Genomic DNA, 14,030 nt, shown 5'->3' on the forward strand with positions numbered 1-14,030 from the left:
AGCGCGGTCGTGCACGCCTGGGGACTGGCGATGCTCGATCCCGATCGAGCCTTGGACTTCCTCGAACAGGCACTGCACAGCGACGACGGCGATCCGACCCAGACCGGCACGACCGCCGAAGGCATCCACCTCGCCGCGATGGCCGGCGGTACCGATCTCATCCAGCGCTGTTTCACCGGTCTCAGCACGACGAACGACGTACTCCGCTTCGGCCCGCACTGGCCAGGCAAACTCGGCACCCTCCGGATGGCGCTGCGCTACCGCGGACACCGCCTCGTCGCCGAAGTCTCCACCACCGGGGTCACGCTCAGCGTCGATCCCGGCCCCGGCGCGCCGATCACCGTCCGCTGCTTCGGCCGGACCCGGCATCTGAAGGCCGGCGAGTCCCACACCTGGCCGTCCAACTGATCAGCTACGCGGTCTGCGACCGTAGACAAAGTAGGCGATCGGCACCGCACCGGCCGCGTTGATGAGCGTGATGGCGAGCGCCCAGAGCGTCTTGGAGCCATTGACCTCGGTCGCCGGGCGGCGCGCCAGGTCAGCGAGGGCGGCAGCTTTCAAGGCGCCCTCGAGGGCGGCACCTGCGATCACGAGGCGGCGCCTGCGAGGACTGAGTTCCTGCCACTTCGTTCCGGCCACGTTTCCACCATGCGCCCAGCCGACCTCCCCGGCAAAGGGGGGGTCGGCCAGGCCGCGCCGATCAGCGTGTGTCGCTCTCCACGGAGGTGGGGGCCACGGCGACGCGGCCTGCTTCGAGGCGGGCGATCGGGATGCGGTACGGGGAGCAGGAGACATAGTCCAGACCGGCCTCGGCGAAGAAGGCGATCGATGCCGGATCGCCGCCGTGCTCACCGCAGACACCGATCACCAGGTCGGGGTTGCCGCCGCGTCCCTCGGCGACGGCGATCCGGACGAGCCGGCCGACACCCTCGGCATCCAGAGACTCGAACGGCGAGACCGCGAAGATCCCGGCGTCGAAGTAGCGCGGGAAGATCGATGCCTCCACGTCGTCGCGGCTGAATGCCCAGGTCAGCTGGGTGAGGTCGTTGGTGCCGAACGAGAAGAAGTCGGCGAACCGGGCGATCCGCTCGGCACCCAGTGCCGCCCTTGGTACCTCGATCATCGCGCCGATCCGGGTCGGGACCGTGAGACCGGTTCGAGTCGCCACCTCGGCGAGGACTCCTTCGATCTCCTGCCGCACCAGGCGCAGCTCTGCTTCGCCGGCTACCAACGGCACCATGATCTCGGGACGCACTGTCACTCCCTCCGCGGTCACCGCGGCTGCCGCCTCGGCGATCGCCCTGGTCTGCATCTCGAACAGTCCCGGAATGACGATCCCCAGCCGGACACCGCGCAGCCCGAGCATCGGGTTGCTCTCATGCATCCGCTGGACCGCCGGCAGCAGGCGCTCAGCATCCGGATCGGGAGTGCCGGTGGCTCGGCCGACGGCTGCCCGCACCGACAGGTCGGTCAGGTCGGGCAGGAACTCGTGCAGTGGCGGATCGATCAGCCGCACGGTCACCGGTTGGCCGGCCATCGCGCGGAAGATCCCGACGAAGTCGTCGCGCTGGAGCCGCAGGAGCTCCTCGAGCACTGTCTGCTGCTCCGAGGCACCTTCGGCGAGCACCAGCCGCTCGACGAGTTCGCGTCGCTCGCCTAGGAACATGTGCTCCGTACGGCACAGCCCGATGCCCCCCGCGCCGAACAGGCGGGCGCGCTCGGCGTCGGCAGGAGTGTCGGCGTTCGCGTGGACGCCGAGCCTGCGACGGCCATCCGCGTGACGCAGCAGCCGGTCGACCGCCCGAACCAGGTCGTCCGCATCGGAGAGGCTCAGGTGGCCCTCGAAGTACTCCACGACCGGCGAGGCAACGACCGGGACCTCTCCGCCGTAGACGACGCCCGCGGATCCGTCCAGTGAGAGCACGTCACCTTCCTCGATCACAACGCCCTCGGCGGTGAGGGCACGGCGCGCCACCGGGTCCACGGACAGGCTTTCCACACCGCACACACAGGTCTTGCCCATTCCGCGAGCGACGACCGCGGCGTGCGAGGTCTTCCCGCCACGGGTGGTGAGGATTCCCACGGCTGCCAGCATGCCGGGCAGGTCGTCGGGGTTCGTCTCCCGGCGGACCAGAACGACCTGCCGTCCATCGGCGGCGAACCGCTGGGCCGCAGCCGAGTCGAAGGCCGCGACACCTACCGCGGCACCCGGCGAGGCGGCGACACCGTGCGCCAACGCCGGTACGCCGTGCTGCTCGCCGAACCGTGGGAACATCAGCTGCCCGAGCTGGGCGCCGGTGACGCGCAGCAGCGCCTCGTCGAGGGTGATGAGGCCCTCGTCGACCAATTGAACGGCGATCCTGAAGGCCGCTCCAGCGGTGCGTTTGCCGACCCGCGTCTGCAGGATCCACAGCCGGCCGCGCTCGATCGTGAACTCGATGTCGCACAGGTCGCGGTAGTGCCGTTCCAGCGTGGACATCGCGGTCAGCAGTTCGGCGTGGCTGACCGGGTCGATCTCGGCCAGCTGAGCCAACGCAACCGTGTTGCGGACACCGGCGACGACGTCCTCTCCCTGAGCGTCCTGGAGGTAGTCCCCGTACACTCCCGTCGCACCCGACGCAGGGTCACGCGTGAACGCGACACCGGTCCCGCTGTCCGGACCGCGGTTACCGAAGACCATCGCCATCACGTTGACCGCAGTTCCGAGGTCGTCCGGGATCTGCTCCTGGCGCCGGTACAGTCGAGCCCGGGGCGTCGACCACGAGCGGAAGACCGCGCGGACCGCAAGGTCGAGCTGCTCCGCCGGGTCCTGCGGGAAGGGTCGGCCGGCGTGATCGGCGATCACCTGCTTGAGCGCCGTACAGGCACGTTCGATCGCCGCGGCCGGCAGCTCTTCCGGGGTGCCGACGCCCCACTCGGCGTACTCCGTGGACACTGCCGCCTGCAGCAGGTCGTCCGGTACGTCGAGAACGGTACGCGCGTACATCTGCAGCAGCCGTCGATAGGAGTCCCACGCGAAGTGTTCGTCGCCCGAGTGCTTCGCCAGCCCGTGCACCGACTCGTCGGTCAGCCCGATGTCGAGGATGGTCTCCATCATCCCGGGCATCGAGAACTTCCCGCCGGAGCGCACCGAGATCAGCAGCGGGTCGGCCGGGTCACCCAGCGTGCGGCCCATCGCCTGCTCCAGCCGGCCGAGGTGCGCCGTGATCTCGTCGGCCAGTCCGGCCGGCAGGTCGCCGGTTGCCAGATAGGCACGGCATGCCGTGGTCGCGATCGTGAATCCCGGTGGAACAGGGAGACCCAGCCGGGTCATCTCCGCGAGATTGGCGCCTTTCCCCCCGAGCAGGTCCTTCTGGTCCATGCTCCCCTCGGCGAAGTCGAACACGTAGCGGCCGGTCGTCGGCATTGTGGTCATGTGTGTGCCACCTCCGCCTCTCACGGTCCTGCCCCTCCCGCCGCGGGCACAGGGCCGAAGGTCCCGTTAGAGACCAGCCGGCGCCACACGGACCTGAGGTCAGTCGGGGTCCGCAGCCTGCTGACGGAAGGCTTCGACGGCGGACATCGAGAACGATGACGCCGACAATCGTTGCTACGGCCAACAGAAATCGCCGCGGCGAAAGGAGGCCATCCGGCGGAGCTCGGCCACGTCGATCAGCCGGCCATCAACGCCCCCTCGCCAGAGGGTCCAGGCAGTCCAGGACTTTCGACCCTGACGCGGGCATTCCGCCGGGGGCGATTGTTGGCGGATGGGCAGGTCAAGGCGATTGTCCACCCGTTTGGAGGCCTCCGATGTCTACACAGCTGCGCTTGGACCACACGCGTCTGGAGATTCTGAGCAAGTCCGATTGTCTGCGTCGGCTCAGCTCGGTTTCGTTGGGGCGGCTGGTTTACACCTATGGCGGTCTTCCCGCGGTCCGGTTGGTCAATTTCGTGCTGGATGACGACACCATCGTGTTCAGCACCGGGCCGGGTGACAAGCTCCGGGCTGCCGAGCGCGGCGACGTGGTGGCCTTCGAGGGCGACGAGGTGGATCTGGAGCGGCATGTCGGCTGGACCGTGACCGCGATCGGCCACTTGTCGGTGGTGACCGCGGATGAGGCGACGGTGCTGCGCGCCGCCTTGCCACTGCATTCCTGGCTGCCGTTGGACGATTCGGAGCTGGTCCGGCTGGGGATCGAGTCTCTGCACGGGCGGCGCCTGGTGCCGTGGGGGCAGCGTCCGCGGGCAGGCGCGTAGGGGTGCCGGTCGAAGGTTTCCATCCACCGCGGGTAGTCCGTATGGTGGGGCCGTGGCAGAGGGGTCTGGGGCGGGGCGGGGAGGCTGGGACGAGGGGGCGCTGGAGTTCGCCGGACTGTCCCGGGTGCGTCTTGATGCCCTCCTGCAGGAGCTGCTCGGTCGCGTCGACGAAATCATGGACACCCAGGAGCGGCTGCGCGCCCTGCTCGACGCGGTCGTCGGCATCGGCGCGGACCTCGACCTGAACAGCACCCTGGACCGTATCGTCACCGCGGCCTGCGAACTGGCCGGAGCCCGGTACGGCGCTCTCGGCGTGGTCGGCCCCGACGGCAAGCGGCTCGTCCGCTTCATCACGCACGGCGTGACCGACGGGGAGATCGCCGCGATCGGCCCGTACCCGGAGGGTCACGGCATCCTGGGTCTGCTGATCGAGCACCCCGAGCCGCTGCGCATGCATGATCTCGCCGAACACCCCAGGTCCTACGGCTTCCCGACGAACCATCCGCCGATGAAGAGTTTCCTCGGCGTCCCGATCCAGACCCGCGAGCACGCCTTCGGCAACCTGTACCTGACCGAGAAGACCGGCGGCGCCGACTTCACCGAGGACGACGAACGCACGGTCACCGCCTTGGCCGCGGCCGCCGGTGTGGTGATCGACAACGCCCGCCTGTACGCCGACACCGAGCAGCGCCGGCGCTGGCACGAGGTCACCGCCGAGATCACCCAGCTCATGCTCGGCGAGTTCGACCCCGACCAGGCACTCCAGCTGATTGTGCAGCGATCCCGCGAGGTCTCCGGGGCACACGTCGCTGCCATCCTGCTCGCCGAGGACGCGGACCTGACCGTGCGCGCCGTCGACGGACCACCGCAGTTCCACCGCTTCCTCGGCCGCCGGGTCCCGGCCGACCTGCCTGTGCTCGGTCTCGCGAGCAGCAGGGACGAGCAGGTGGTGATCGAGGACTTGGCTCAGTTGCTGAAGGATGCCGGCGGAGCGGCAGACCTGCCCGAAGCGGCCACTCTCGGACGCACGACCTTGGCGCCGCTGCCGGCAGGTCGCACTGGCACCGGCGGTCTGCTCGTGGTCGCCATGGAACAAGGATCGAACACCCGGAGCTCCGACGGTGCGGACCTGGTCCGGATGCTCGCCGGTCAGGCCACGCTGGCGCTCGAACGCGCCCAGGCACAGCACGATCGCGACATGCTCGCCGTCCTCGAGGATCGTGACCGGATCGCGAGGGATTTGCACGACCTGGTGATCCAGAGACTCTTCGCCACCGGCCTGCAACTCCAGGGCATGCACCGGCTCGCCCGTCCCGAACATCAGGAACGACTCAGCCGGGCGGTCGATGACATCGACACGACCATCCACGACCTTCGCGCGGCGATCTTCCAACTCCAGCAGCCACCTGATTCCAGGTCCTTGCGCGGAGATCTCCAGGCGCTGGTCGCCGAGTACACCGAACCGCTCGGGTTCCGGCCACGGCTGATCTGCACCGGCCCGATCGACACCGTCGTACCGGATCTCGTCCAGCCGCAGATCCTCGCCACCGTCCGGGAGTCGCTGTCGAACATCGTTCGCCATGCCCAGGCGTCCGAGGCGATTGTCGAGGTTGCGGTCGGCTCGGGTGAGGTGACGGCCCGGATCTCCGACGACGGTGTCGGCATCGGGGCCGGTGACCGCAGAAGTGGTCTGCGCAACCTGACCGAACGGGCGCTGGCCCTCGGCGGCAGCGTCCAGCTGACCGGCAATGAGCCGCACGGCACCGTCGTGGAGTTCAGGGCACCGATCGGCGACTGACTGCCGAACGGCCTCTGCTGGTCGGGACTCTTGCCTGCAGCGCGACCGTCTCCCCCTGCGCGAGGCTGAAGTATCACCAGTGGGAGGAGCCTCCGATGTCGGACCAGCACTTGCCGGCCGAGCACGTCGACAGCATGCTCGCAGCGGCTATCGCCGCCCCCAGCATGCACAACACCCAGCCCTGGCGGTTCGAGGTGGCCGGTCACGTGATCGACCTGTTCCTGGACGGGTCGCGCACGTTGCCCGCCGAGGACCCGACCGGCCGGGCGATGCGGATCGCCGCCGGCGCCGCGACCTTCAACCTGCGCTGCGCGGCCGCCGCCCTCGGCTACGGCACCTGGTTCGGCCTCGCGCCGTACCCGGAAGAGCCCGATCTCCTGGCCCGCATCGTCGTCGAGCCCGTCAGCAGTCCGGACGAGGCACTGCGCGCGCTGGCCGAGCAGATCCCGCATCGGCACACCGACCGCAACCCGTCCGATCCCACCCCGCTGGCCGAGACCATCCGGGTCGCTCTGGTGCGAGCGGCGTACGCCGAAGGTGCCGAGCTGACCTGGCTCGGTGAGCCCGAGGTCCGCACCGTGCTCGACCTGGTCCTGGACACCGACCTGCGCGAGATCGGCGACTGGCACCGCCGCGCCGAACGCGCCCACTGGGTCGGCGGACAACGGACCACCGAAGGCATCCCCAGCTCCGCACTCGGACCGCGATCCACCAGCTACCCGGCCGCCGTCCGCGACCTGGCCACCCGGCCGACCGACCGGATGCGGCAGCAGACCACCTTCGAGACCCACCCGGACCTCGCCATCTTGTCCACCGACTACGACCAGCCCGCCGACCAGGTCGCCGCCGGCGCCGCGCTCGAACGCGTCCTGCTGACCGCGACCCGGACCGGCGTCAGCGCGTCCTTCCTCAACCAGCCGCTCGAGTTCGAGGACCTGCGCCGCAAGGTCCAGGCCCTCACCCAGCGGCCGGGGTACGCCCACATGATCATCCGCTTCAGCCACACCCGTCCCGGCACCGGCACCGCCCGCCGCCCGCTCGCGGACTTCCTTCCCACCAGGGAGCAGCCATGACCACCACCCTGCAGCAGGAGCTCGAACGCTGGGAGGCCGACCTCCAAGGCATCGCGGACACCAGCGCCTCCGACAACTGGTTCCTGGAAGAGCGCCGGTTCGCCGAAGCGCAGCAGACCATCACCGCCTACCGCGGCCGCATCCTGCCCAGCTTCACCCACCAGCGAGCGCACGAGGCCCTCGTCGCCGACGAAATCGAGCACCTCGTCGACCACCTCGAAGACCTCCGCAACGACCTCTACCGCACCGTCCACCCACCCACCTGCCACCAGGAGATCGCCGAGACGATCGCCGCCCTCCGCGCCCTCTGCCGAGTCGCCGTCCGCTTCGAGCAACCACTCGAAGACGCGCGATGATCAGCCTCACCTTCCTCGGCGCCGCCGGGACGGTGACCGGCAGCAAGTTCCTGGTCGAGCGGGACCAGCACCGGATCCTGGTCGACTGCGGCCTGTTCCAGGGCGACGCCCGCTGGCGCCGGCGCAACTGGGATCCGTTCCCGGTGAACCCGGAGTCACTGTCGGCCGTCGTCCTCACCCACGCCCACCTGGACCACTGCGGCTACCTGCCGAGCCTGGTCCGCGAAGGCTTCCACGGCCCGGTGATCTGCACCCCGGGTACGGCGGACGTCGCGGCGATCGTGCTGCGCGACGCGGCGCATCTCCAGGTGGAGGACGCCGAACACGCGCGCGAGCACGGGTACTCCCGGCACGACCCGCCACTGCCGTTGTTCGACGCGGCCGATGCCGAGCGAGCCATCGGCCTCTTCCGGCCGTCCGTAGGCCAGGTCGAACTGCCCGGTGACGCCGCTGTGACGCTGCATCGCGCCGGCCATATCCTCGGCTCGGCTTTCGCGGTCCTCGAGCAGGACGACCGGCGCCTGCTCGTCAGCGGCGATCTCGGCCGTCAGGAGCATCCGCTGCTTCTACCACCCGAACTTCCGCCGGCCTGCGAGACCATCCTGGTTGAGGCGACGTACGGCGATCGCCACCACCAACCGCTGGACCACGCCCAGCTGGCACGGCTGATCACCACCACCGCCGCCCGTGGCGGGGTCGTCCTGATGCCCGCCTTCGCGATCGACCGGACAGCGGTCCTGCTTCACGAGCTCACCCACCTGGCTCACCACCACCTGATTCCCAGGCTGCCCGTGTACGTGAACAGCCCCATGGCCTTGGCTGCGCTGAACGTCTACCGCGCCGCTGTCGCGGGCAAGTCGCCCGAGCTGCGGCCCGAGGTCGTCGGTGGCCCGGACCCGTTCGATCCCGGCGACCTACGCCTGGTCCACTCGGTGGAGGAATCCATCCGGATCAGTGATCCCGGCCGTCCGTCCATAGTCATCTCAGCGTCCGGCATGGCCACCGGCGGCCGGGTGCTGCACCACCTGGCCAGGCTCCTGCCAGGCAAGCGGAACACCGTCGTACTCCCGGGCTTCCAGGTGCCGGGAACCCGGGGCCGGGCCCTGCTCGACGGCGCCCGGTCGGTCAAGATCCACGGCCGGTACGTCCCAGTCCGTGCACAGGTCGTGGGACTGCCCGAGTTCTCCGCGCATGCCGACTCCGACGAGCTGATCGCCTGGCTCTCCGCCACGCCCGGGGCACCGGAGGTCGTCCATGTCGTGCACGGTGAGGACCACGCCCGCGCCGAACTCGTCCGGAGGATCCAGGATGAGCTTGACTGGACCGCGGTAACCCCGAGCCACCTCGAGCGGATCCGGCTCTGATCAGGGCTGGTCGCCGCGCATCCGGCGGGCGTACCAGTCGGGTTCAGGCGTTGCCGGCGTCAGGCGCATCCGGACGTCGACCGCGAAGGCGCCGGACGGCCCGGCGATCAGCGGGTTGATGTCGAGCTCGGCCAGTTCGGGGACCTGTTCGGCGAGCCAGGCGATGCGGTGGATGACGTCCAGGACGGCCTCCTGGTCGGCGGCCTGCGCGCCGCGGTAGCCGGCCAGCAGCGGCGCGCAGCGCAGTGAACGCATCATGTCGGATGCGTCCAGGTCGGTCAGCGGCAGTCCTCGCCACTGGCGGTCGGCCAGCAGGTCGGTGAGGATCCCGCCGCTGCCGGCCATCAGCAGCGGACCGAACAGCCGGTCCCGCACCACGCCGATGACCAGCTCGGTCCCGCTGGGCGCCATCGCCTGCACCACGACCTGCGGATCCCCAGCCGCCGCGGTGACCTCGTCGTACGCCGTGGCCACCTCCACCGAGTTCGCCAATCCAACCCGGACCCCGCCGATGTCGGTCTTGTGCACGACCCCGGACGCAGCAGTCTTCAGCGCGACCGGATAGCCGGCCGACTCCGCGGCCCGGATCGCCTCGGAGCGACTCGACGCGGCCAGCACCGCGATCTCCTGCACCCCGGCGCACTGCAGCAGCTGGCCGGTCCGCAGCGGCTCCAACCAGCCACCGTCCGGATTGCGCTCGAGGAACCACCGCACAACAGCTCGCGCTCCGACGGCATCGACCCGGGCCAGCTCCGGTACGGCGCCCTGCGGCCGCGACCGCCACTCCGCATACCGCACGGCCTGCGCCAACGCCCGGACGGCGCTCTCCGGGAACGGGAACACCGGCAACCGGCGACCGTCGGCCAGTTCGATCTCCGGCGCGGCGTGGATCGCACCGACACAGTTCACCACGATCGGCACCTCGGCCTGGACCGCGGCCCCGGCGATCGCGTCGAAGACGTCGATGACCCGACCGGCGCGCGTCGCCGCATAACAAACCAGCACCGCATCGACCTCGCCACTGTCCACGACCACCTTCACCGCGTGAGCCAGACTCTGCGGCGACGCGGCCGCACCGAGGTCGACGGGATTGCCACTACCTACTGCGGCCAGCTCACGCTGAACGGCCGCACTCAACTCCGGCAGCTCGAGTCCCAGCCGCGCAGCCGCGTCGGCCGCGAGCACACCCGCACCACCCGCGTTACCGACCACGGCGAGGCGCCGGCCCCGTGGCAGCGGCTTGGCCGCGAGCACCCGTGCCGTCTCGACGAGTTCTTCGACGGTGTCCATCCGCAGTACGCCGGACTGCGCGAACAACGCGTCCACCGCGGTCTCCGGCGTCGCCGCCGCGGCAGTATGCGAAGCCCCCGCCCGGCGTCCACCGGCCGACCGGCCACCCTTCACGACCAGGATCGGCTTCGTCCGCCCGACCAGCCGGGCCAGGCCACCGAACTTGCGAGGATTCCCGAACGACTCCAGATACAACCCGATCACCGCCGTCCGCGGATCACCCCACCAGTGCAGCAGCAGATCGTTGCCACTGACATCGACCTTGTTGCCGAGGGAGACGAATTCGGAGATGCCCAGTCCGCTCCGGCCGGCCTGATCGAGGACGGCGATACCGATAGCACCCGACTGGGCCGCGATCGCCAGCGATCCGGGCATCGACGTGACCTCGGCGAAGGTCGCGTTCAGGCTGATCGCCGGGTCGGTGTTCACCAAGCCGAGGCAGTTCGGGCCGATCAGCCGGATGCTGTGCCGGCGGGCGATCTCGAGGATCTCCTGCTGGATCTCGCGTCCGGCACTCCCGAGCTCCGAGAAACCGGAGGTCAGGACCACCGCGCCGGCGACACCTCGCTCGCCACATTCTGTCAGGACCTGCGGCACCTGCTCGGCCGGAACGGCGATCACCGCAAGATCGACCTCACCGGGCACGTCCCCGATCGACGGGTACGCCGGAAGCTCCGCGACCCGGTCCGCGCGCGGATTGACCGCGTAGACAGCGCCGGTGAAGTTGCCCTTCACGATGTTCAGGAGCACCTCGTGGCCGATGCCGCCGGGTTTGCGACCGGCTCCGACGACCGCGACCGCCCGCGGAGCGAACACGCGATGCAGCGAGCGGTTCTCGGCCGCCCGCTCGCGATCGGCCATCCGCTCCAGCGTCGACGGCCGGTACGCCGTGTCCAGCACCAGCTCAACCACACCGCTGTCGAGCCGGCGGACCTGCTCGAACCCGGAGTCGGCGAACACCCGCAGCATCCCCGCGTTCTCGGCCAGGGTGTCGGCAAGCAGCCGCTGGATGCCGTTCTCCCGGGCCGTCGCGGCGAGCTGCTCCAACAACAGCGTCCCGATTCCCCGCCCGTGGACCGAGTCCTCCAACAGGAAGGCCATCTCGGCCTCGCCCGCGCGCAGCGGCTCATAACTCGCCACACCCACCAGCTGACCGCCGTACTCGGCCACCAACGCGACATGCCCATCATGCACGGTCGCCAGATGATGCGTGTGCTCGTCGGCCGACGATCGGCTGATCCCGAAGAACCGCAGATAGATCGACCGATCCGACACCCGCCGGTTCATCGCGTCCAGCGCAGCCTCGTCGTCCTCCCGGAGCGGACGGATCCGCAGCACCGACCCGTCCGAGGCCAGAACGTCCCATCCCGCACCGGGCTGCTCGACCGTCGTCATGACGTCTCCTCTCGACACCCCACCAGCTCACCTCGGCGCGGCCTCCCCAGGCCAGTGCCGTTGGGTCCCGCGACACCGGGACCTTTGGCTCTGGGTGACCACAGCTTCGCTGCCGCAAACGTTGGGACCATGGATGCGATCGACCTGGGGCGGTACGCAACGACCTCGATCGGTACCACCTCGCCCTCGACGTCATCGACCGCGTCCGCGGGCTCGGTCAGCGCACCGCCGACGTCCGCCAGTGGGCCGCCGACATCAGCGCTGCCATCGCCGCCACCCAACGCAGCAACCCCGACCGCCCAGCCGGCCACTTCCCCGGCTGATGACCACCCTGCCGGTCCACCACGAGCCGCAGCCGCCGGCGACGGCCGCGGGTTCATCGCGGCGCGGGTGCTCCCGGCCGAGGCATGAGGAGATCCACCGCTCGGTCGTCGGCAGGCAATGACCTACGACGGCGGGTTCTTCTTCGCGTGCTCGATGGCGAAGACGGCGGCTTCGGTGCGGCGTTCGAGGTTGAGTTTGCGGAGCAGGGACGAGACGTAGTTCTTGACCGTCTTCTCAGCCAGGTAGAGCGACTGGGCGATCTGGCGGTTGGTCTTGCCTTCGGCGATCTCGCTGAGGATCCTGCGCTCCTGCTCGGTGAGCGACGCGTACCGCGGGTCCTCGTCGGCGACCGGGTGGCGCAGGCGCTCCAGGACCTTCACCGTCATGGTCGGGTCCAGCAACGACTCGCCCGCGGCGATCCGTCGTACTGCTTCGATCAGGGCGTCACCGTGGACCTGCTTCAGCAGGTAGCCGGCCGCGCCGGCCATGATCGCGGCGAAGAGTGCCTGGTCGTCGGAGTACGACGTCAGCATCAGGCAGGCCGGCGGGGTGTCCATCGACGAACGGATCTCGCGGCAGACCGTGATGCCGTCGCCGTCAGGCAGCCGAACATCCAGAACGGCGACATCGGGCCGTACGGCGAGAATCCGGGCGATCGCCTCCGCGGCGGTCGAGGCGTCACCGACAACCTCGATGTCCGGCTCCGCGTCGAGCAGCTGGTGCAGTCCCAGCCGGACCACCTCGTGGTCGTCGAGCAGGAACACTTTGATCGTCATCACCGTCTCCTTCGGCTGGTCATCCACCGGCTTGTCATCGACCGTACGACGTGGTCCGGCACGCCTGCAGGATCTCCTCCGCGGCCAGGAACGCGCCAGGGCAACGGTCCGGGGCATGACGAGCATCCGAACGAAAAGTCCCGTTAGCAGGTCTCGGCTCGGCGGCTTACCGTGACTTTCCGTTCGGATGTGCTTCGGCGATGGTTTCCGCGGGCTTGGGCGCTGCTGTCTGTTAGCCGTGCTCGCGCAGCATCCGCAGCACGGTTGCGGGCGAGGGGTGCTGCCCCTTCTTCTTGCCCGTGGTGATGACCAGGCGCTTGGCGACGTCGCGCAGGCTCACTCCCTGCTCACGCAGGTGCAGGGCCATGGACAGCATGTCCTGGTCGGTGACGCCGGTGCCGCCGATGGTTTTGCCGCGCTTGCGGGCGGACTCGTGGCCTTCCAGGGTGCGGTCTCTGATGTACTCGCGTTCCATACCGGACAGGGCGGCCAGCACGGTGAACACCACCCCGGAGGGGTCGTGCGAGCCCTGGAGCTCGCCAGCGAGGAACTCCAGGCCGATGTCGTTGGCCTTCAGTTCCTCGGCCAGAGCGGCCAGTTCGATGCCGCGGCCGAGCCGCTTGTGTTCGTGGACGACGAGCGTGACCCGGACACCGGAGCCGCGGATATCGCGGGCCAGCTTCACCGCGGCCTCCAGCTCGGGCCGCCGGGTGGCGCGGGTGGAGATCTTCTCGGAGAAGACCCGTGTGACACCGGCCTCGGCGAGCGCGTCGAGCTGGGAATCCAGAGACTGGCGAGTCGTCGACGCGCGAGCGTACCCGATCCGAACATGCCCGACCGACTCGCCACCGAGCTCGACTGGCCGCGGGAGCTCGGTCCATACAGAGCCCGGCCGGCGTACGGCCGGTGTCGGCACGTTCAGCGCCTTGGCCAGCCGCGGCACGAGCCGGAAGCGGGCGGTGTGGTACTGGACCGCGACCTTCCCCTTCGTCGTGCGGCAGGGCGAACCGGCCGGTACTGCGCAGGTGGACATCGGGCACGCCAGTGCTTCCACCCGCTGGTAGTCCTGGTGGTCGGTGTTCACAGCGACCGACTGTTTCATGAGTACGTTTCACTCGTCCAGTCGTTTGCAACAACTCATGAAACACGGGCTCCGGTGCACGGCGAGCGGCCGCCGTCGTGTTTCATGAGCGACCACCTATGAAACGCGTTGCCAGGCAACACAGGCCTCTCCGAGATCAGATCGCTACTTGCTATTTGGCAAGAGGTACGGGAGTTCCAGGCCTACTTTGGGACTCGGGACACCTTCGGGAGTTCTGGGCCTACGAGTCTGGCCAGGTCGCCCCCTGCTCAGGATCGCTGTGCAACCCCACCGCAGCAACCTGCAAACCAATGCAACCTTCACCCCATTGCGGAAC

General features: G+C 69.3%; 12 protein-coding genes. 7 read left to right on the forward strand and 5 right to left on the reverse strand.

What is annotated here, in order from left to right; all coding sequences use genetic code 11:
* Positions 1-408: glycosyl hydrolase family 65 domain-containing protein (locus ACZ3HV_RS43920; protein ID WP_465693800.1), on the forward strand; the 408-nt coding region annotated here is incomplete at its 5' end.
* Here the strand turns inward: ACZ3HV_RS43920 and ACZ3HV_RS43925 are convergent.
* Both ACZ3HV_RS43925 and ppdK read right to left on the reverse strand, forming a co-directional pair.
* The gene (locus ACZ3HV_RS43925) at positions 409-639 is read right to left on the reverse strand and encodes a hypothetical protein (protein WP_465693801.1); all 231 of its coding nucleotides are present in this window, start codon (positions 637-639) and stop codon (positions 409-411) included.
* A gap of 61 nt (positions 640-700) precedes the next feature.
* Entirely contained in the window at positions 701-3,415 is a 2,715-nt protein-coding gene (ppdK, locus tag ACZ3HV_RS43930) for a pyruvate, phosphate dikinase (RefSeq protein ID WP_465693802.1), read from the reverse strand.
* 374 nt (positions 3,416-3,789) lie between these two features.
* Between ppdK and ACZ3HV_RS43935 the strand changes: the two genes are divergently transcribed.
* From ACZ3HV_RS43935 to ACZ3HV_RS43955, 5 genes are all read left to right on the forward strand, one after another.
* Positions 3,790-4,236 carry a pyridoxamine 5'-phosphate oxidase family protein gene (locus ACZ3HV_RS43935; protein WP_465693804.1) on the forward strand — a complete coding sequence of 149 codons (447 nt, stop codon included), beginning with the start codon at positions 3,790-3,792 and terminating at the stop codon, positions 4,234-4,236.
* Positions 4,237-4,288: 52 nt separating this feature from the next.
* A complete protein-coding gene (locus ACZ3HV_RS43940) occupies positions 4,289-6,034 on the forward strand; it encodes a GAF domain-containing sensor histidine kinase (protein ID WP_465693805.1) in 1,746 nt (581 codons plus the stop codon).
* A gap of 95 nt (positions 6,035-6,129) precedes the next feature.
* The gene (locus ACZ3HV_RS43945; protein WP_465693807.1) at positions 6,130-7,107 is read left to right on the forward strand and encodes an Acg family FMN-binding oxidoreductase; all 978 of its coding nucleotides are present in this window, start codon (positions 6,130-6,132) and stop codon (positions 7,105-7,107) included.
* Positions 7,104-7,463: a hypothetical protein gene (locus ACZ3HV_RS43950; protein WP_465693808.1), complete on the forward strand. Its 360-nt coding sequence runs from the start codon at positions 7,104-7,106 to the stop codon at positions 7,461-7,463. The genes ACZ3HV_RS43945 and ACZ3HV_RS43950 overlap by 4 nt, the downstream gene beginning before the upstream one ends.
* The gene (locus ACZ3HV_RS43955; protein WP_465693810.1) at positions 7,460-8,827 is read left to right on the forward strand and encodes an MBL fold metallo-hydrolase RNA specificity domain-containing protein; all 1,368 of its coding nucleotides are present in this window, start codon (positions 7,460-7,462) and stop codon (positions 8,825-8,827) included. Before ACZ3HV_RS43950 ends, ACZ3HV_RS43955 begins: the two co-directional genes overlap by 4 nt.
* Here the strand turns inward: ACZ3HV_RS43955 and ACZ3HV_RS43960 are convergent, their stop codons facing one another.
* Positions 8,828-11,512 (reverse strand): bifunctional acetate--CoA ligase family protein/GNAT family N-acetyltransferase, encoded by a 2,685-nt coding sequence (locus ACZ3HV_RS43960; protein ID WP_465693811.1) that lies wholly within the window; start codon positions 11,510-11,512, stop codon positions 8,828-8,830.
* A 194-nt stretch (positions 11,513-11,706) separates the two neighbouring features.
* On the opposite strand from ACZ3HV_RS43960, the gene ACZ3HV_RS43965 reads away from it, so the two are divergent.
* Positions 11,707-11,835 carry a hypothetical protein gene (locus ACZ3HV_RS43965; RefSeq protein WP_465693814.1) on the forward strand — a complete coding sequence of 43 codons (129 nt, stop codon included), beginning with the start codon at positions 11,707-11,709 and terminating at the stop codon, positions 11,833-11,835.
* A 123-nt stretch (positions 11,836-11,958) separates the two neighbouring features.
* Here the strand turns inward: ACZ3HV_RS43965 and ACZ3HV_RS43970 are convergent, their stop codons facing one another.
* Entirely contained in the window at positions 11,959-12,612 is a 654-nt protein-coding gene (locus tag ACZ3HV_RS43970; RefSeq protein WP_465693812.1) for a response regulator, read from the reverse strand.
* 232 nt (positions 12,613-12,844) lie between these two features.
* Positions 12,845-13,714 (reverse strand): recombinase family protein, encoded by an 870-nt coding sequence (locus ACZ3HV_RS43975; RefSeq protein ID WP_465693813.1) that lies wholly within the window; start codon positions 13,712-13,714, stop codon positions 12,845-12,847.
* Positions 13,715-14,030: the final 316 nt, after the last annotated feature.

Source organism: Kribbella sp. NPDC020701, from assembly GCF_055562215.1.